Raw genomic sequence first — 18,803 nt, 5'->3', positions numbered from 1 at the left:
CTCTTGGCCATGCCGCCGAAATCTACGACGACCAAGCACATCTTCGTCACCGGGGGTGTCGCCTCCTCGCTCGGCAAGGGCCTGACGGCCTCCAGCCTCGGCATGCTGCTCAAGGCGCGGGGCCTGCGCGTCGTGATGCAGAAGCTCGACCCGTACCTGAACGTCGACCCGGGCACGATGAACCCCTTCCAGCACGGTGAGGTGTTCGTCACCAACGACGGCGCCGAGACCGACCTGGACATCGGCCACTACGAGCGCTTCCTCGACCGCGACCTGGACGGCTCGGCGAACGTCACCACCGGTCAGGTCTACTCGACGGTGATCGCCAAGGAGCGCCGCGGCGAGTACCTGGGCGACACCGTGCAGGTCATCCCGCACATCACCAACGAGATCAAGCACCGCATCCGCCGGATGGCGACCGACGAGGTCGACGTCGTGATCACCGAGGTCGGCGGCACGGTCGGCGACATCGAGTCGCTGCCCTTCCTGGAGACCGTCCGCCAGGTCCGGCACGAGGTCGGCCGGGACAACGTCTTCGTGGTCCACATCTCTCTCCTGCCCTACATCGGCCCGTCCGGTGAGCTGAAGACCAAGCCCACCCAGCACTCCGTGGCCGCCCTGCGCAACATCGGTATCCAGCCGGACGCGATCGTGCTGCGCTGCGACCGCGAGGTGCCGACCGCGATCAAGCGCAAGATCTCGCTGATGTGCGACGTCGACGAGGCCGCCGTGGTCGCCTGCCCCGACGCCCGCTCGATCTACGACATCCCGAAGACCGTGCACGGCGAGGGCCTGGACGCCTATGTCGTCCGCAAGCTGGACCTGCCGTTCCGGGACGTGGACTGGACGACCTGGGACGACCTGCTCGACCGGGTCCACAACCCCGACCACGAGATCACCCTCGCCCTGGTCGGCAAGTACATCGACCTGCCCGACGCCTACCTCTCGGTCACCGAGGCACTGCGCGCCGGCGGCTTCGCCCACAAGGCCCGCGTGAAGATCAAGTGGGTCACCTCCGACGACTGCAAGACCCCGGCCGGAGCCAAGGCGCAGCTCGCGGACGTCGACGGCGTCTGCATCCCCGGCGGCTTCGGCGACCGCGGTGTGCTCGGCAAGGTCGGCGCGATCCGCTACGCCCGCGAGAACAGGATTCCGCTGCTGGGTCTCTGCCTGGGCCTGCAGTGCATCGTGATCGAGGCGGCCCGCAACCTGGCCGGCATCTCCGACGCCAACTCCACCGAGTTCGACGCGGCCACCGCCCACCCCGTCATCTCCACCATGGCCGAGCAGCTCGACATCGTCGCGGGCGAGGGCGACATGGGCGGAACGATGCGCCTGGGCATGTATCCGGCCAAGCTGGCGGAGGGCTCCATCGTCCGTGAGGTGTACGACGGCAAGGAGTACGTCGAGGAGCGGCACCGTCACCGGTACGAGGTGAACAACGCCTACCGCGCGGAGCTGGAGAAGAAGGCGGGCATCCTGTTCTCCGGCACCTCGCCGGACGGCAAGCTCGTCGAGTACGTCGAGTACCCCCGCGACGTCCACCCCTACCTGGTCGCCACGCAGGCGCACCCCGAGCTGCGCTCGCGGCCGACGCGTCCGCACCCGCTGTTCGCCGGCCTGGTGAAGGCGGCGGTGGAGCGTCAGCGGACCGAGGGCCCGCGGGAGAATTCCGAGTAACACACCAGCTTGTACGGTGGCCGGGGTGCATCCCTTCAACGGTGAGCACCCCGGTTTTCGTTCGCGCAGGTGGAAGGACGGCAAAGGGCAATGACGATCAAGGACACCCCCGAGGCGTGGGAGATCCGGTCCACGGGGACCCCCTTCGTGGGCAACAAGACCTCCGTGCGCACCGACGAGGTGGTCATGCCCGACGGCTCGGTGGTCGGCCGCGACTATCAGGTCCACCCCGGTTCCGTGGCCGTCCTCGCCCTCGACGACGAGGACCGGGTGCTGCTGATCAAGCAGTACCGCCACCCCGTGCGGCACAAGCTCTGGGAGATCCCGGCCGGTCTGCTCGACGTGCCCGGCGAGAACCCGCTGCACGCCGCCCAGCGCGAGCTGTACGAGGAGGCGCACGTCAAGGCCGAGGAGTGGCGCGTTCTGACCGACGTGTACACGACCCCCGGCGGCTGTGACGAGTCCGTGCGGATCTTCCTCGCCCGGGGGCTGTCCGAGGCCGACGGGCAGCGCTTCGAGGTGGAGGACGAGGAGGCCGACATGGAGCACGCGCGCGTGCCGGTCGACGAGCTCGTCAGGGCGGTGCTCGCGGGTGACGTGCACAACAACTGCCTCGTCGTGGGCGTGCTGTCGTTCGTGGCCGCGCGCGGCGGGGACGGCCTCGACGCGCTGCGTCCCGCCGAGGCGCCCTGGCCGGCCCGCCCGTTCGAGGCCTGAGCCCCACGCCGGGACGGCCCGCGCCCCGACGACCGGCGGCCTGCGAGGTGACGAGTGGCGGTCTGCGGGCCGCGACGTGACGATCGGCAGGCTGCGGTGTGAAGATCGCTTGATCCGATCGGGGGACGTCCCGGCCGTGCCCCACGTCCGCCGCACGGAACGTCGCAGAGCGTGAACTAGGCTCTGGAATCGCCCGATCCGGAGTCCCGGCGGGCCGGCGTGCGCGTGGGACGGGAGTGTGGCCCGTGACGGATCAGGCAGTGGACACAGGCGGCGTGCAGCTGTCCGGACACGCTGCGACACAGGGCCATTTCCTGGGCCGGACCCGGGAGTTGAAGGAACTGCGCGCCGACATCGAGCGCACCGGGCTGGACACCCTGACCGGGAAGAAGGCGCCCCGCGCTCGTGTGCTCCTCATCGCGGGCCGGCCCGGATCCGGGCGTACGGCACTCGCCGAGGAGCTCGTACGGCAGGTCGCCGGCCGCTACCGCGACGGTGTCCTGCGCGCCCGGCTCGCCGAGCCCGACGGCACTCCCGTCCCCGTCGAGCGCGCCGCCCGCGAACTGCTCGCCGCCCTGGACCTGCCGACCCCGGCCGGCGCAGACGAGGACGAGCTCGCGGCCACCCTGCGGGAGGCCCTCGCCGGCCGGCGCGCGCTGATCCTGCTGGACGACGCGGTGGGGGCGGAACAGGTCGACGCGCTGCTGCCGGACACCCCCGAATGCCTGCTCGTCGCGGTCTCCGCGGGTCCCCTGACCGGCATCTCGGACGTCCGCCCCTGCACCCTGGGCGGCCTCGACACCAAGTCGGCCCTGGAACTCCTCACCCGCTACACCGGCTCGGTCCGCATCACCGTCGACCCGCGCGCCGCCGAGGCCCTGGTCGAGGCCTGCCAGGGCCAGCCCACCGCGCTGATCCTCGCGGGCGGCTGGCTCGCCGCCCGCCCCCAGGCGGCCGTCTCCGACCTCGCCAAGCAGCTGCACGCGGAGATGGCCGAGGATTCCGCGGGCACCCCGCTCAGCCGCGTCTTCGGGCTCGTCCACGCCGCCCTGCCCGCCCCCGCCGCCCGCACCCTGCGCCTGCTCTCGCTCGCCCCCGCGGGACTGGTCGACCCGCACACCGCCTCCGCGCTCGCCGGCTGCTCGATCGGCGCCGCCCGCACCACCCTGGACGACCTCACCGCGCTCGGCCTGCTGCGGCCCGTCGACTCCCCACTGCCCCAGTACGAGGTCCCCGGCGCGCTGCACCCGCTGCTCCGCGCCGCCGCCGAGACCCACGACCGCCCGGCCGAGCTCAAGCTGGCCCGCGCCCGCATGCTCGAGCGGACCGTACGGCTGCTCCAGTCGTGCCGGGCCGTCACCGAGCCCGACAACCCCCAGGCCCGCGAGAAGCTCCAGGGCACCCCCCGCGCCCTGCGCTTCCCCACCCCGCGCGACGCCGCCGACTGGCTGGACGTCCGCCGCCCGGCCCTGCTCGCCGCGGCCCGGGCGGCCGTCGCGGACGGGGAGCTGGACACGCTGGCCCGCCGGCTGATGTCCCAGCTGGTGCGGACGATGGTCGCGCACCTCGGCACCCAGGCGGCCGCGGCCGACCTGTACGGCATCCATCAGCTGGTCCTCGACGTGGCCGAGCGCCGCGATCTGCCCCGGGAGAAGGCCGCCGCCCTGCTGAACCTGGGCGACGTGGACGCGCGGACCGGACGCACGGCGGAGGCGCTGGTGCGCTACCGGGCGGCCCTGGACGCCGGACGGGCGGCGCACGACCCGTACGCGACCGGCCGCGCGATGGAATCCGTAGGCGGGGCGCATCTGGAGCTGGGCGACTACGAACGGGCCGCCGACTGGTTCGGCCGGGCCCTCGCCCAGCGTCTGGCCCGCGACGAGCGCGCGGACGCCGCCCGGCTGTACGGCCGGATCGCCACCGCGCACACCTACGCGGGCCGCTACGGCGAGGCACAGCGGTCCTGGCGGGCGTCGGTGGCCGGACACCGCAAGAACGGCGATGTGGCCGCCTGTGCGCGGGCGTTGAGCGAGCTGGCGCGGGTCCAGGAGTACGCGGGCCGGCCCGAGGAGTCGCTGCGCACCTGCGAGGAGGCACTGGAGTGGGCGCGGCGCGCCGAGGACACCCGGCTGCAGGCGGCGGTGCGGCTGCGGCTGGCCGACACCCTGGAGCACCTGGGCGATCCGACGGCCGCCCGGCTGCACCGCGGCGCGGCCGAGCGTCTGCTGGGAGAGGGGCCGCAGGACCGGGGTCCGGACCCCGAATCGGCCGGAACACAGCCCTAACGCCTGCGAAATCCGTAGTACATCCGCTGAAGATTGATGCATTGAAAGGCTAGACAGCGGGAACACCTTCATTAGACTGGCTCTGCCGCACCTTCTCCTGCGGTGTACCCCGATGCACCCCTTCCATCCGGGTATGTATTGCTATGCCCCGTCCCATCCTCTGAGCCAAGGACCGTGATCGACGTGAAGGTCGGCATCCCCCGCGAGGTCAAGAACAACGAGTTCCGGGTGGCCATCACCCCCGCCGGCGTGCATGAGCTGGTGCGCCACGGCCACCAGGTCGTCATCGAGCGAAACGCCGGCGTCGGTTCGTCGATCGCCGACGAGGAGTACGTGGCCGCCGGTGCCCGGATCCTGGAGACGGCCGACGAGGTCTGGGCCACCGCCGATCTGCTGCTGAAGGTCAAGGAGCCCGTCGCCGAGGAGTACCACCGCCTCCGCAAGGACCAGACGCTCTTCACCTACCTGCACCTGGCCGCCTCCAAGGAGTGCACGGACGCGCTCATCGAGTCCGGCACCACGGCGATCGCATACGAGACCGTCGAGCTCCCCAGCCGCGCCCTGCCGCTGCTCGCCCCGATGTCCGAGGTCGCGGGCCGCCTCGCCCCGCAGGTCGGCGCCTACCACCTGATGCGCTCGGCCGGCGGCCGGGGTGTGCTCCCCGGTGGCGTCCCCGGCACCCAGCCCGCCAAGGCCGTCGTCATCGGCGGCGGCGTCTCCGGCTGGAACGCCACGCAGATCGCCGTCGGCATGGGCTTCCACGTCACGCTGCTCGACCGCGACATCAACAAGCTGCGCGAGGCCGACAAGGTCTTCGGCACCAAGGTCCGGGCGATCATGTCCAACGCCTTCGAACTCGAGAAGGCCGTCCTGGACGCCGACCTCGTCATCGGCGCCGTCCTCATCCCGGGTGCCAAGGCCCCCAAGCTGGTCACCAACGAGCTGGTGTCCCGGATGAAGCCGGGAAGTGTCCTTGTCGACATCGCGATCGACCAGGGCGGCTGCTTCGAGGACTCCCGTCCGACCACCCACGCCGAGCCGACCTTCCGGGTCCACAACTCGGTCTTCTACTGCGTCGCCAACATGCCCGGCGCGGTCCCCAACACCTCCACCTACGCGCTCACCAACGCCACGCTGCCCTACATCGTCGAACTCGCGAACCGGGGCTGGGCGGAGGCGCTGCGCCGTGACGCCGCGCTCGCCAGGGGTCTCAACACCCATGACGGCAAGGTCGTTTACCGCGAGGTGGCCGAGGCGCACGGCCTGGAGCACCTGGAGCTCGACCAGCTCCTCGGCTGATCCCCGCCACCGGGCGCCCGGATCAAGTCACCTTTTCGTAAAGGCGATACGTCAACAAGACGCGTCAATGGCGCACGACCGGCCGGACCTTGCCCGCAAGGTCCGGCCAGGTGTGTGTATGGTCACTTTGCGGCTCTCGGTCAACTCGCCTCGAACACAACCCTTCGACCGATTCGTACACCGCTCGAACCTGCTGTGCGACGGCCGTACGCCCTTGACAGCGGGATGTTTCATTGCCGACACATCGGGCCGGGTCCGGCGGATTGTGTTGCTGCGGACGCCCGACACGCCATAGAGTCGCCAACCGTCGGCATGGTGCCACGCTGACCTTGTCTAGAAGTTTCCTGGTCACCAAGGAGGTAAGACGACTTGTGAATGAGTCGACATTTTCTCCCGGGGGTGGTCAACCAGGAATGCCTACGCGGGGCCCGGGCCCCACGGGGCTCGAGGCTGTCGGCTCCGTCGCTGTCCGAACCTTCGCAGCCCACCAGAGCCAGACCAGCCCCCATACGGCTCTGTCAGCACACCAGAGCATGGACGGTCATCACGTGAACGCCATGGCCGGCGACGGGAGTGGCGCGCCCCACAACCACTTCGCCGACTACGACGAACTGCCCGACGGGCACTTCTACGACCCCGACGCCGAATACGAGCCGGACCCGGAGTACGCGGCCACGCTCGCGCCCGACGCTGCCCGCCAGCGCCGGGAGCGCATCGGCCCGACCGGACGCCCGCTGCCGTACTTCCCGATCCCGGGACCGCTGACCCACCACGGTCCCGCGACGATCATCGCGATGTGCAACCAGAAGGGCGGCGTCGGCAAGACCACGTCGACCATCAACCTGGGTGCCGCGCTCGCGGAGTACGGACGCCGGGTGCTGCTCGTGGACTTCGACCCGCAGGGCGCGCTGTCGGTCGGTCTCGGTGTCAACCCGATGGAGCTCGACCTCACGGTCTACAACCTGCTCATGGAGCGGGGCATGTCGGCCGACGAGGTGCTCCTGAAGACCGCGGTCCCCAACATGGACCTGCTGCCCAGCAACATCGACCTGTCGGCCGCCGAGGTCCAGCTGGTCAGCGAGGTCGCGCGCGAGTCGACCCTGCAGCGGGCGCTGAAGCCGCTGATGGACGACTACGACTACATCGTCATCGACTGCCAGCCCTCGCTCGGCCTGCTCACCGTCAACGCGCTGACGGCCGCGCACAAGGTGATCGTGCCGCTGGAGTGCGAGTTCTTCGCGCTGCGCGGTGTGGCCCTGCTGACCGAGACCATCGAGAAGGTCCAGGAGCGGCTCAACCCCGAGCTGGAGCTCGACGGGATCCTGGCGACCATGTACGACTCGCGCACCGTGCACAGCCGTGAGGTGCTCGCGCGTGTCGTCGAGGCCTTCGACGACCACGTCTACCACACGGTCATCGGGCGCACCGTCCGCTTCCCGGAGACCACGGTCGCCGGTGAGCCGATCACCACCTACGCCTCCAACTCCGTCGGTGCCGCCGCATACCGCCAGCTCGCCAGGGAGGTGCTCGCCCGGTGTCACGCCGAGTGAGTCTGCCGGGGGCCGACGAACTCTTCCGTACGACAGGGGGGATGGGGCTGCAGCCGTCCGCACCCCGGCGCCAGGCCAACGGCGAGGCCCGGGTGCCCGCACCGGCCCAGGAGAGCGACGGGGTCGCGGCGGGCGACGACGCGCCGCAGGCCGTGCCCGCGCAGGGCGGGGACGGCGAGGGCGCCGAACACGCGGCGGCCGACGCGGACCAGACCGAGGCCGAGTCCCGCAGCCGGGCCGCCGCCGCGGAGCGTTCCGCGCGGCGCCCGGGGGCACAGCCGCAGGAGGGATCCGCCGCGGCGGCCGCCGTGGGCGAGGGCCAGCCGCGCAAGCGGGGGCGGGCCGCCGCCCGCCGGCCCAGTGGGCGCGAGCGGCACGACGAGAAGATCACCGTGTACGTGTCCGCCGAGGAGCTCATGGACCTGGAGCACGCCCGTCTGGTGCTCCGGGGTGAGCACGGTCTGGCCGTGGACCGGGGGCGGATCGTGCGGGAAGCGGTCGCGGTGGTGCTCGCCGACCTGGAGACCCGTGGGGATGCGAGCATCCTCGTACGACGGTTGCGTGGCCGGTAGCGGTAGCCTGCGGAGGCCATGACCTCGAACGACGCGCCCAGCCCCGTACCCGGTGCAGCCGGTGGTCGCCGGCGTGCGCTGGGGCGGGGGCCGGGCGCGGCACCGGCGCCTGCCGAGCCGGAGCCGGCCGTCGAGCCGGAGCCCTCGCCCGGGCAGGAGCCCTTCGCCGGGCCGGAGCCCGAGGCCGGCGTGTCAGAAGCCGTCACGCGGGAACCTGCCGCACCCGCTGCTCCGGAACGTGTTCCCGCTCCGGAACCCGTCCCCGCGCCGGAGGAGGCCCCCGATGGTGTCTTCAAGGTGCGGCTCGCCAACTTCGAGGGTCCCTTCGATCTGCTGCTGCAGCTGATCTCCAAGCACAAGCTGGACGTCACCGAGGTCGCGCTGTCGAAGGTGACCGACGAGTTCATGGCGCACATCCGGGCGATGGGCCCGGACTGGGACCTGGACCAGACGACCGAGTTCCTCGTCGTGGCGGCCACGCTGCTCGATCTGAAGGCGGCCCGGCTGCTGCCCGCCGCCGAGGTCGAGGACGAGGCCGACCTCGCGCTGCTGGAGGCGCGGGACCTGCTGTTCGCCCGGCTGCTCCAGTACCGCGCCTACAAGCAGGTCGCCGACGTCTTCACCGGGCGCCTGGAGCACGAGGCCCGCCGCTACCCCCGTACCGTGGGACTCGAACCGCATCACGCCGAGCTGCTGCCCGAGGTGGTCATCAGCATCGGGGCGGAAGGATTCGCCAGACTCGCCGTGAAGGCGATGCAGCCCAGGCCCAAGCCGCAGGTGTACGTCGACCACATCCACGCGCCGCTGGTGAGCGTGCAGGAGCAGGCGGGGATCGTGGTGGCGCGGCTGCGGGAGCTGGGGGAGGCCAGTTTCCGGGCGCTCGTGGAGGACACCGACGACACCCTGACCGTCGTGGCCCGGTTCCTCGCGTTGCTGGAGCTGTACCGGGAGAAGGCGGTCGCGCTCGACCAGGAGACCGCGCTCGGCGAGCTGCTGGTGCGCTGGACCGGTGGCGACGGGGACGAGACGCCGAGGGTCACCGACGAGTTCGACCGGCCGCCCGAGGAGCCCGGGAAGGAGAACGAGACGTGAGTGAGGAGACCGTCGCCGCACTCGACCTCAAGGGAGCCCTGGAGGCCGTCCTGATGGTCGTGGACGAGCCGGCGACCGAGGAGCACCTCGCGAAGATCGTGGAGCGGCCCCGACGGCAGGTCGCGGACGCGCTGCGGGAGCTGGCCGACGAGTACACCGTGCAGGGGCGGGGCTTCGAGCTGCGGTTCGTCGCGGGCGGCTGGCGGTTCTACACCCGGGCCGAGTACGCCCCGGCCGTGGAGCGGTTCGTGCTGGACGGGCAGCAGGCCCGGCTCACCCAGGCCGCCCTGGAGACGCTGGCGGTGGTCGCGTACCGTCAGCCGGTCAGCCGCAGCCGGGTCTCCGCGGTACGCGGAGTGAACTGTGACGGTGTGATGCGCACCCTCCTGCAGCGCGGTCTGGTCGAGGAGGCGGGCACGGAACCCGAAACAGGTGCGATCCTGTATGCGACGACGAACTACTTCCTGGAGCGGATGGGCCTGCGCGGTCTGGACGAGCTCCCGGAGCTCGCGCCCTTCCTCCCGGAGGCGGAGGCGATCGAGGCCGAGACCCAGGAAGCCGTACCGTCGTTCGACCCGGACGCCCCGGACGCGGACGACGGGCCCACGACGAACACGCCTAACACGACGACGACGGACAATTGATGCGAAGCAGTGGCAGCGGCAGCGGTAGCGGTAGCGGCAAGAGCGGCGGGCGCGGTAACCACCGCGGGGCCGGCAACGACAGGGACCAGAAGCAGGGCGGCCAGGGCCGTCCCCGCAAGCCCCGCCCCGAGGAGCGCCGCTACGACGTGGGCCCCGGCGCCTCCCCGGACGGCCCCAAGTCGGGGCGCGGCGGTTCCGCGCGCGGTGGCGCCAAGGGCGGCCCCAAGCAGTCCCAGCAGGGCGGCGGGCGCGGACGTACGGCGCCCGCGCGGTCCCGTGAGTACGAGGCGCGCGCGGAGGAGCGCAACCGCGAGCGGTACGCGGGCAAGAAGGACGTCAAGCTGCCCAAGACCTTCCCGGGCGCCGAGCAGGAGGGCGAGCGGCTGCAGAAGGTCCTCGCGCGGGCCGGCTACGGCTCACGGCGGGCCTGCGAGGAGCTGATCGAGCAGGCGCGGGTGGAGGTCAACGGCGAGATCGTCCTCGAGCAGGGCAAGCGGGTCGACCCGGAGAAGGACGAGGTCAAGGTCGACGGCCTGACCGTGGCCACGCAGTCGTACCAGTTCTTCTCGCTCAACAAGCCGGCCGGTGTCGTCTCCACGATGGAGGACCCGGAGGGGCGGCAGTGCCTCGGTGACTACGTCACCAACCGCGAGACCCGGCTCTTCCACGTCGGGCGGCTCGACACCGAGACCGAGGGCGTCATCCTGCTCACCAACCACGGCGAGCTGGCCCACCGGCTGACCCACCCCAAGTACGGCGTGCGCAAGACCTACCTCGCGCACATCGTGGGCCCGATCCCGCGCGACCTGGGCAAGAAGCTCAAGGACGGCATCCAGCTGGAGGACGGCTACGCGCGCGCGGACCACTTCCGGGTCGTCGAGCAGACCGGCAAGAACTACCTCGTCGAGGTCACCCTCCACGAGGGCCGCAAGCACATCGTGCGCCGCATGCTCGCCGAGGCGGGCTTCCCGGTCGACAAGCTGGTGCGCGTCGCCTTCGGGCCGATCACCCTGGGCGACCAGAAGTCGGGCTGGCTGCGGCGGCTGTCCAACACCGAGGTCGGCATGCTGATGAAGGAAGTCGACCTGTAGGACGTTTCGCCGTGGGGGCCGCCGAAGGGCTCCGCGAGGACCGTCCGGTGGCCCGCCGAGGGGTCACCGGACGGTCCTCGTCGTTTCGGCCGCGGGGGCCGGGTCCGGGCGGGCGAGCAGCCGCTGCATCGCCTCGGCGGCCCGGACGGCGGCGGCTCCGCAGCAGTTGTTGAACAGGACGTGGAGCCGTTCGGCCCGCCCGGCCATGTCCCGCAGCCGGGGCACCCACTCGGCGAGTTCCCCGTCGTGGTAGTCGTGGCGGAAGCGGTCCTCCTTGCTGCCCGAGCCCCAGGCGGGGCTGCGTCCGTGGAACCGCACGACGGACAGCCGCGGCGAGGTGACCGCGGTGACGGGCGGGATCGAGGAGGGCAGGGTCTGCGTCATGTCGACGGCGACGGCGGCCATGCCGTACCGCGTGAGCAGTGCGCGCGTAGCCCCGGCCCACTCCGGCCGCCACCAGCCGGGATGCCGGAACTCCACGGAGACCGGCCACCCGGCGGTCCGCTCCGCGCACTCCCGCAGGAACGCCCCGGCCCGCCGCCCCGGCCGGAACCAGGGCGGTAACTGGAACAGCACCCCGCCCAGCCGCCCGGCCGCCCGGAGCGGTTCGATCCCCTCGGTGAATCGCGCCCACACCGCGTCGAGCACCTTCGGGTCCCGGGGATCGGCCGGCAGCCCGTCCGGCATCACCGCGGCGCGCGTCGGATGACCGGTGAGCAGCGAGAAGGCCTTCACGTCGAAGACGAAGCCCTCGGGCGTCCGCTCGGCCCACAGCCGGCTGTTGCGGGCGCTGGGCAGCGCGTAGTACGCCGAGTCGACCTCGACGACCGGAAACCGCTCGGCGTAGTGCCGCAGCCGTCCCTCGGCGTCCCGCCGCCCCGGCGGATACCAGCCACTGCCCACCAGGGCCCGGTCCGTCCACGCACACGTGCCCACGAGGATCTCGCTCATCCGATGCGGTTACCCGACGAGGGGTTGTGGAAGCATCACCGACTGTTTATAGTCCTAGTGACTATAAAGAGGTGGCCGCATGGAGTCCGACGAGGTGGAGTACGACAAGTACGCCTACGAGCCCTTCGCGGTCACCGTCGACCTCGCCGTCCTCACGATCCGCTCCGACACCCTGCACGTGCTGCTCGTCGAGCGGGGCCGGGCGCCGTACGCCGGCCGCTGGGCGCTGCCCGGCGGGTTCGTGCTGCCGGACGAGTCCGCCGAGGCGGCCGCCAGGCGCGAGCTCGCCGAGGAGACCGGCCTGGACGACGTCTCCGGGCTGCACCTGGAGCAACTGCGCACCTACAGCGAGCCCGGCCGCGACCCCCGGATGCGGGTCGTCTCCGTCGCCTTCGCCGCCCTGTTGCCCCATGCGCCCGAGCCGACGGGGGGCGGCGACGCCGCCCAGGCTCGCTGGCTGCCCTACGACACGCTCGGGCCGCTCGCCTTCGACCACGACCGGATCCTGGCCGACGCCCACGACCGCGTCGGCGCCAAGCTCGAGTACACCTGCCTCGCGACCGCGTTCTGCCCGCCCGAGTTCACCCTCGGGGAGCTCCAGCTGGTCTACGAGACGGTGTGGGGGACGGCGCTCGACCGTCCCAACTTCCGCCGCAAGGTGCTGGCCACACCGGGGTTCGTCGAGCCCGTGCCCGGAGCCGCGCGGCTGACCGGCGGCCGCGGCAAGCCGGCCGCCCTCTACCGCGCGGGCACCGCCACCGCGCTCCACCCGCCGCTGCTGCGACCGCCCCGGGAAGGACGTTCAGCATGACCATGACCACCGTGAAGAAGCGCGCCGCCACCGGATCCCTGCTGGGCCTCGCCCTCGGGGACGCCCTCGGCTTCCCCACCGAGTTCAACGACGTCCCCTCGATCCTCGCCACGTGCGGGCCCTGGCGGCAGATGGAGCTGCCCGGGCGCGCCCTCGTCTCCGACGACACCCAGATGACGCTGGCCGTGGGGCGGGCCCTGCGCACCGCGATGGACCGGGGGCTGCTGGTGCCGACGAGGCTGGAGCGGCCGCTGCGCGAGGAGTTCGTGGACTGGTACCAGTCGCCCGAGAACAACCGGGCCCCGGGACGGACCTGCCTGACCGCCTGCAACCTGCTGAAGGACGAGCGGCGGCTGTGGCAGGACGCCAGCCAGATCGGCTCGAAGGGCTGCGGTGCCAACATGCGCGTCGCCCCCGTCGGTCTGGTGCCCGGCCTCAGCGAGGAACAGCGTGCCGGTGCCGCCCAGTTCCAGTCCGCGCTCACCCACGGGCACCCCACCGCGCTCGCCGCGTCCGACCTCACCGCCCACGCCGTACGCCTGCTCGCGCAGGGGGCCGACCCGGCCGGCCTGGTCGGGCTGCTGCGGACGTACGCGCTCGACAACCGCACCCGCTACCACCACCGCTGGCTCGGCGACCTGTGGACCCGCGGCCAGGACCCGACCGCCGAGCACTTCATCGCGCGGGGCTGGGACGAGTGTCTGGGGGTCCTGGACCGCCTGGCCGAGGCGCTGCGCGACCCGGCGCCGGAGAGCGACCCGTGCCTGGCCACCGGGGCAGGATGGATCGCCGAGGAGGCCCTGGCCACCGGGCTGCTGTGCTTCCTGCTCTTCCCCGGCGAGCCGGTGACCGCGCTGCGCCGGGCCGCCTGCTCGTCCGGCGACTCCGACTCCATCGCCTGTCTGACGGGCGCCTTCGCGGGCGCGTACGCCGGTGCCGAGGCCTGGCCCACGCCCTGGGCGGACCGGATCGAATACCAGGGGGAGCTGGTGACGCTCGGGGCGCTGTGGGACCTGTGATCAGGCCAGCGTGATGGTGCCGCCCGTCACGGTGATCTTCTTCTCGGGCAGCGGCCGGGGCGCCGGACCCGCGGCCACCGAGCCGTCGGCGACGCGGAACTCGCTCTTGTGACACGGGCAGTTGATCGTGCCGTCGGCGACACTGCCGACCGTGCAGCCCTGGTGGGTACAGACCGCGGAGAAGGCCTTGAAGTCGCCCTTCGTCGGCTGGGTGACGACGATCTTCGGGCCCGCGAAGATCTTGCCGCCGCCGACGGGGATGTCGACGGTCTTCGCCAGCCGCTCGCCGGCGGAGGCGCCGGCCGACTCCCCGTTCGAGGTCGACGAGGAACCGCCGCCGTCGCCGCAGCCCGTGGCGAGGGCCGCCGCAGCGCCTCCCGTCACGACGAGAACGGTGCGCCGGGTCGGGGAGATGGTCATGTCGTCACTCCGAAGATGTGCGCGTTTCGTATGTCTGACAGCCAAACGCGAACAAGCGGGGCACCGCAACCGGGGCCCGGCCCGTCTCAGCGGGCGGTCGGCACGCACCCGGCCCGGCGCGGGCTGACTAGGCTGGAATCCTCAAGAGCCGTACATCAGCAAGGAGCAGCGCCGTGGCGGTACGAGCGGTCCGGGGAGCCGTCCAACTGGAACGCGACGAGGCCGGGCACATGGACGAGCAGGTCGGGGCCCTGCTCACCGCCGTCCTGGAGCGGAACTCCCTCAGCGCGGACGACCTGATCAGCATCTGGTTCACGGCCACACCCGACCTGCACAGCGACTTCCCGGCGGCCGCCGCCCGCAAGCTCGGCATCGTCGACGTGCCGCTGATCTGCGCCCAGGAACTCGACATCGCGGGCGCGATGCCCCGGGTCGTACGGCTCCTCGCGCACATCGAGTCCGACCGGCCGCGCTCGGAGATCAGCCACGTCTACCTCGGCGCCGCCGCCGCCCTGCGCAAGGACATCGCCCAGTGAGGACCGCGCTCGTCATCGGAACCGGGCTCATCGGGACCTCCGCCGCCCTGGCCCTCGCCCAGCGGGGCGTCGTCGTCCACCTGGAGGACCACGACCCCGGCCAGGCCCGTACGGCGGCCGCGCTCGGCGCCGGCACCGACGAGGCGCCCGAGGGGATCGTCGACCTCGCGGTCGTCGCCGCCCCGCCCGCCCACGTGGCCGCCGTCCTCGCCGACGCGATGCGCCGGGGCGTGGCGCGCGGCTACCTGGACGTGGCCAGCGTCAAGGGCGGTCCGCGCCGCGAGCTTCAGGCGCTCGGCCTCGACCTGTCGGCGTACATCGGCACCCACCCCATGTCCGGCCGTGAGAAGTCCGGGCCGCTGGCCGCCACCGGTGACCTCTTCGAGGGCCGGCCCTGGGTGCTGACCCCGACCCGGGACACCGACACCGAGGTGCTGAACCTCGCCCTGGAACTGGTCTCGCACTGCAGGGCCGTCCCGGTGGTGATGGACGCCGACGCGCACGACCGTGCCGTCGCGCTGGTCTCCCACATGCCCCACCTGGTCTCCAGCCTGGTCGCCGCCCGCCTGGAGAACGCCGAGGAGGCCGCCGTACGGCTGTGCGGACAGGGCATCCGGGACGTGACCCGGATCGCCGCCTCCGACCCCCGGATGTGGATCGACATCCTCTCCGCGAACCCCGGGCCCGTCGCCGACCTGCTCACCGACGTCGCCGCCGACCTGGAGGAGACCGTGCAGGCCCTGCGCGCACTGCAGTCCTCCGACGACGCCAAGCGCCGTCAGGGCGCCGGCGGCATCGAGGACGTCCTGCGCCGCGGCAACGCGGGGCAGGTGCGCGTCCCGGGCAAGCACGGGGCCGCGCCGCGGACGTACGAGGTCGTGGCGGTGCTGATCGACGACCAGCCCGGTCAGCTGGCCCGCATCTTCGCGGACGCAGGGCGGGCGGGCGTCAACATCGAGGACGTACGCATCGAGCACGCGACGGGACAGCAGGCGGGCCTCGTCCAGCTGATGGTCGAGCCGAAGTCGGCCCCGGTGCTGTCGGCCGCGCTCAGGGAGCGGGGCTGGGCGATCCGCCAGTAGGCACCCGCCGGGGGCCGGCGGACGACGTGCGGCCGGAAGGGTGACGCATGCCCGGTAACCTTGTGCGGGGCACAGTCGCGCCCCGCACACCCACCGCCTCGCACCAGGAAGGTGTCCCCCCGTGGAAAACGGCGCCGCCCAGCCCGTGATTGTCGCCATCGACGGCCCCTCCGGCACGGGCAAGTCGAGCACGTCCAAGGCCGTGGCCGCCCAGCTCGGGCTGAGCTACCTGGACACCGGCGCCCAGTACCGGGCGATCACGTGGTGGATGGTGACCAACGGGATCGACATAGAGGACCCGTCGGCGATCGCCGCCGTCGCCGGCAAGGCGGAGATCGTCTCCGGCACGGACCCGGCGAACCCGACGATCACCGTCGACGGCGTGGACGTCGCCGGCCCGATCCGCACCCAGGAGGTCACCTCCCAGGTCAGCGCGGTGAGCGCCGTACCGGAGGTGCGGGCCCGGATCACCGAGCTGCAGCGGTCGCTGGCCGCGGGCGCCGAGAAGGGGATCGTCGTCGAGGGGCGGGACATCGGCACGACCGTGCTGCCCGACGCCGACCTGAAGATCTTCCTCACCGCCTCCCCGGAGGCCCGTGCCGCCCGCCGCAGCGGTGAGCTCAAGGGCGCCGACGTGCACACCACCCGCGAGGCGCTGATCAAGCGCGACGCGGCCGACTCCTCCCGCAAGACCTCCCCCCTCGCCAAGGCGGACGACGCCGTCGAGGTGGACACCACCGAGCTGACGCTGGCCCAGGTCATCGAGTGCGTCGTCACCCTCGTCGAGGAGAAGCGAGCCGCGAAGTGAGCGATCTGCCCTCCGAGAAGGGCGCCGAGGTCGGACGGCGCATCGGCGTCGGCCTGATGTACGGGCTGTGGAAGCCGCGCGTGCTGGGAGCCTGGCGGGTGCCCGCGAGCGGTCCGGTGATCTTCGCCGTCAACCACTCCCACAACATCGACGGCCCGATGGTCATGGGCGTGGCGCCCCGGCCGACGCACTTCCTGATCAAGAAGGAGGCGTTCATCGGCCCGCTCGACCCCTTCCTGACCCGTATCGGCCAGCTCAAGGTCGACCGCGAGACCACCGACCGCACGGCGATCACGCGGGCGCTGGGCGTGCTGGAGAGCGGCGGTGTCCTCGGCATCTTCCCGGAGGGCACCCGCGGCGAGGGCGACTTCGCCTCCCTGCGCGCCGGGCTCGCCTACTTCGCGGTCCGCGGCGGGGCGCCGATCGTGCCCGTGGCCGTCCTGGGAAGTTCCGAGAGGAGCGGACGGTTGTTGAAGGGGCTGCCCCCGCTGCGCTCCCGCGTCGACGTCGTCTTCGGCGACCCTTTCGAGGCGGGCGACGGCAGCGGACGGCGTACCCGCAAGGCGCTGGACGAGGCGACCGAGCGCATCCAGAAGCAACTGGCCGCGCACCTGGACCACGCGAGACGGCTCACCGGCCGCCGGGTGACCGGCGACTGAACGCCGGGCGCCCGGTCGGGCGCTGGGCGACACTGAGTAGTGGATCACTCGGGACGAACCGGGTGATCCACCGACCACCACGAATGAACGACGAGGTACGGACTTCATGAACGACCACATCCAGCCCGGCGGCTCGGACGGATTCGAGCACGACCACGGGGCGCTCGGCGACGCCGAGTACGCGGAGTTCATGGAGCTCGCCGCGGTAGAGGGCTTCGACCTCGAGGACGTCGAGGGCGCCATCGAGGAGGCGGGTCACGGGCCGCTGCCCGTGCTCGCCGTCGTCGGCCGCCCCAACGTCGGCAAGTCGACTCTCGTCAACCGGATCATCGGGCGCCGCGAGGCCGTCGTCGAGGACAAGCCGGGCGTCACCCGCGACCGCGTCACCTACGAGGCCGAGTGGGCGGGCCGCCGCTTCAAGGTCGTCGACACCGGCGGCTGGGAGCAGGACGTCCTCGGTATCGACGCCTCCGTGGCCGCGCAGGCCGAGTACGCGATCGAGGCCGCCGACGCCGTCGTGTTCGTCGTCGACGCCAAGGTCGGCGCCACCGACACCGACGAGGCGGTCGTACGGCTGCTGCGCAAGGCAGGCAAGCCCGTCGTGCTCGCCGCCAACAAGGTCGACGGCCCGAGCGGCGAGGCCGACGCGGCCTACCTGTGGTCCCTGGGCCTCGGCGAGCCGCATCCCGTCTCCGCGCTGCACGGCCGCGGCACCGGCGACATGCTGGACGCCGTCCTGGAAGTGCTGCCGGACGCCCCCGAGCAGAGCTTCGGCACCGCGGCCGGCGGCCCGCGCCGCATCGCCCTCATCGGCCGCCCGAACGTAGGCAAGTCCTCGCTGCTGAACAAGGTGGCCGGCGAGGAGCGCGTCGTCGTCGACGAACTGGCGGGCACCACCCGTGACCCGGTCGACGAGCTGATCGAACTCGGCGGCGTGACCTGGAAGTTCGTCGACACGGCCGGCATCCGCAAGCGCGTCCACCTCCAGCAGGGTGCCGACTACTACGCCTCGCTGCGCACGGCCGCCGCCGTGGAGAAGGCCGAGGTGGCGGTCATCCTGATCGACGCCTCCGAGTCCATCTCCGTCCAGGACCAGCGGATCGTCACCATGGCCGTCGATGCGGGCCGCGCGATGGTCATCGCGTACAACAAGTGGGACACCCTCGACGAGGAGCGCCGCTACTACCTGGAGCGCGAGATCGAGACCGAGTTCGGCCAGGTCGCCTGGGCTCCCCGGGTCAACGTCTCGGCGCGCACCGGCCGGCACATGGAGAAGCTGGTCCCGGCGATCGAGACCGCCCTCGCCGGCTGGGAGACCCGCGTCCCGACGGGCCGCCTCAACGCCTTCCTCGGCGAGCTGGTCGCGGCCCACCCGCACCCGATCCGGGGCGGCAAGCAGCCGCGCATCCTCTTCGGCACCCAGGCCGGCACCAAGCCGCCGCGGTTCGTCCTCTTCGCCTCCGGTTTCATCGAGGCGGGCTACCGGCGCTTCATCGAGCGCCGGCTGCGCGAGGAGTTCGGCTTCGAGGGCACCCCGATCCACATCTCGGTGCGGGTGCGCGAGAAGCGCGGCAAGAAGAAGTAGCG

General features: G+C 72.0%; 17 protein-coding genes and 1 pseudogene. 16 read left to right on the top strand and 2 right to left on the bottom strand.

Annotated features, from left to right (window positions below):
- Positions 1–9: 9 nt before the first annotated feature.
- The 9 genes and pseudogenes from ACFY30_RS25275 to ACFY30_RS25235 all read left to right on the top strand — a co-directional run bounded on the left by ACFY30_RS25275 (position 10) and on the right by ACFY30_RS25235 (position 10,930).
- Positions 10–1,680, top strand: a complete 1,671-nt coding sequence (locus tag ACFY30_RS25275) for a CTP synthase (RefSeq protein WP_390847432.1) — start codon at positions 10–12, stop codon at positions 1,678–1,680.
- A 90-nt stretch (positions 1,681–1,770) separates the two neighbouring features.
- Complete coding sequence (locus ACFY30_RS25270; RefSeq protein WP_390847410.1) at positions 1,771–2,397, top strand: NUDIX domain-containing protein; 627 nt, start codon at positions 1,771–1,773, stop codon at positions 2,395–2,397.
- Positions 2,398–2,642: 245 nt separating this feature from the next.
- Positions 2,643–4,719: pseudogene (locus ACFY30_RS25265) on the top strand (tetratricopeptide repeat protein).
- Between the two features lie 146 nt (positions 4,720–4,865).
- A complete protein-coding gene (gene ald, locus ACFY30_RS25260; protein ID WP_390847431.1) occupies positions 4,866–5,981 on the top strand; it encodes an alanine dehydrogenase in 1,116 nt (371 codons plus the stop codon).
- Positions 5,982–6,394: 413 nt separating this feature from the next.
- Entirely contained in the window at positions 6,395–7,531 is a 1,137-nt protein-coding gene (locus ACFY30_RS25255; RefSeq protein ID WP_390847409.1) for a ParA family protein, read from the top strand.
- The gene (locus tag ACFY30_RS25250; protein ID WP_390847408.1) at positions 7,516–8,103 is read left to right on the top strand and encodes a hypothetical protein; all 588 of its coding nucleotides are present in this window, start codon (positions 7,516–7,518) and stop codon (positions 8,101–8,103) included. The genes ACFY30_RS25255 and ACFY30_RS25250 overlap by 16 nt, the downstream gene beginning before the upstream one ends.
- Before the next feature lie 18 nt (positions 8,104–8,121).
- On the top strand, positions 8,122–9,195 hold the full coding sequence (locus ACFY30_RS25245) for a segregation and condensation protein A (protein WP_390847407.1): 1,074 nt from the start codon (positions 8,122–8,124) through the stop codon (positions 9,193–9,195).
- The gene (scpB, locus tag ACFY30_RS25240; RefSeq protein ID WP_390847406.1) at positions 9,192–9,839 is read left to right on the top strand and encodes an SMC-Scp complex subunit ScpB; all 648 of its coding nucleotides are present in this window, start codon (positions 9,192–9,194) and stop codon (positions 9,837–9,839) included. The genes ACFY30_RS25245 and scpB overlap by 4 nt, the downstream gene beginning before the upstream one ends.
- Positions 9,839–10,930: a pseudouridine synthase gene (locus ACFY30_RS25235; protein WP_390847405.1), complete on the top strand. Its 1,092-nt coding sequence runs from the start codon at positions 9,839–9,841 to the stop codon at positions 10,928–10,930. Before scpB ends, ACFY30_RS25235 begins: the two co-directional genes overlap by 1 nt.
- Before the next feature lie 63 nt (positions 10,931–10,993).
- On the opposite strand, the gene ACFY30_RS25230 is transcribed toward ACFY30_RS25235, so the two are convergent.
- Positions 10,994–11,881: a DUF72 domain-containing protein gene (locus ACFY30_RS25230; protein WP_390847404.1), complete on the bottom strand. Its 888-nt coding sequence runs from the start codon at positions 11,879–11,881 to the stop codon at positions 10,994–10,996.
- Between the two features lie 79 nt (positions 11,882–11,960).
- Here ACFY30_RS25230 and ACFY30_RS25225 point away from each other — a divergent pair, with 79 nt between their 5' ends.
- Both ACFY30_RS25225 and ACFY30_RS25220 read left to right on the top strand, forming a co-directional pair.
- A complete protein-coding gene (locus ACFY30_RS25225) occupies positions 11,961–12,692 on the top strand; it encodes an NUDIX domain-containing protein (RefSeq protein WP_390847403.1) in 732 nt (243 codons plus the stop codon).
- Positions 12,689–13,711, top strand: coding sequence for an ADP-ribosylglycohydrolase family protein (locus ACFY30_RS25220; protein ID WP_390847402.1), 1,023 nt, complete (start codon positions 12,689–12,691; stop codon positions 13,709–13,711). Before ACFY30_RS25225 ends, ACFY30_RS25220 begins: the two co-directional genes overlap by 4 nt.
- Here ACFY30_RS25220 and ACFY30_RS25215 read toward each other — a convergent pair whose 3' ends face one another.
- A complete protein-coding gene (locus ACFY30_RS25215; RefSeq protein WP_390847401.1) occupies positions 13,712–14,131 on the bottom strand; it encodes a Rieske (2Fe-2S) protein in 420 nt (139 codons plus the stop codon).
- Between the two features lie 173 nt (positions 14,132–14,304).
- Between ACFY30_RS25215 and aroH the strand changes: the two genes are divergently transcribed.
- The 5 genes from aroH to der all read left to right on the top strand — a co-directional run bounded on the left by aroH (position 14,305) and on the right by der (position 18,801).
- Positions 14,305–14,667, top strand: coding sequence for a chorismate mutase (aroH, locus tag ACFY30_RS25210; protein ID WP_390847400.1), 363 nt, complete (start codon positions 14,305–14,307; stop codon positions 14,665–14,667).
- Positions 14,664–15,749, top strand: a complete 1,086-nt coding sequence (locus ACFY30_RS25205; RefSeq protein ID WP_390847399.1) for a prephenate dehydrogenase — start codon at positions 14,664–14,666, stop codon at positions 15,747–15,749. The genes aroH and ACFY30_RS25205 overlap by 4 nt, the downstream gene beginning before the upstream one ends.
- A 121-nt stretch (positions 15,750–15,870) precedes the next feature.
- Positions 15,871–16,557 (top strand): (d)CMP kinase, encoded by a 687-nt coding sequence (gene cmk / locus ACFY30_RS25200; protein WP_390824195.1) that lies wholly within the window; start codon positions 15,871–15,873, stop codon positions 16,555–16,557.
- On the top strand, positions 16,554–17,216 hold the full coding sequence (locus tag ACFY30_RS25195; protein ID WP_390847398.1) for a lysophospholipid acyltransferase family protein: 663 nt from the start codon (positions 16,554–16,556) through the stop codon (positions 17,214–17,216). Before cmk ends, ACFY30_RS25195 begins: the two co-directional genes overlap by 4 nt.
- A 106-nt stretch (positions 17,217–17,322) precedes the next feature.
- Positions 17,323–18,801, top strand: coding sequence for a ribosome biogenesis GTPase Der (gene der, locus ACFY30_RS25190; RefSeq protein ID WP_390847397.1), 1,479 nt, complete (start codon positions 17,323–17,325; stop codon positions 18,799–18,801).
- The last annotated feature ends 2 nt before the right edge of the window (positions 18,802–18,803 follow it).

The sequence above is a fragment of the Streptomyces sp. NPDC000345 genome, assembly GCF_042898825.1.
Lineage (GTDB): Bacteria > Actinomycetota > Actinomycetes > Streptomycetales > Streptomycetaceae > Streptomyces.
The sequence above is the reverse complement of the archived record's forward strand: the minus strand, read 5'-3'. Positions and strand labels throughout refer to the sequence as shown.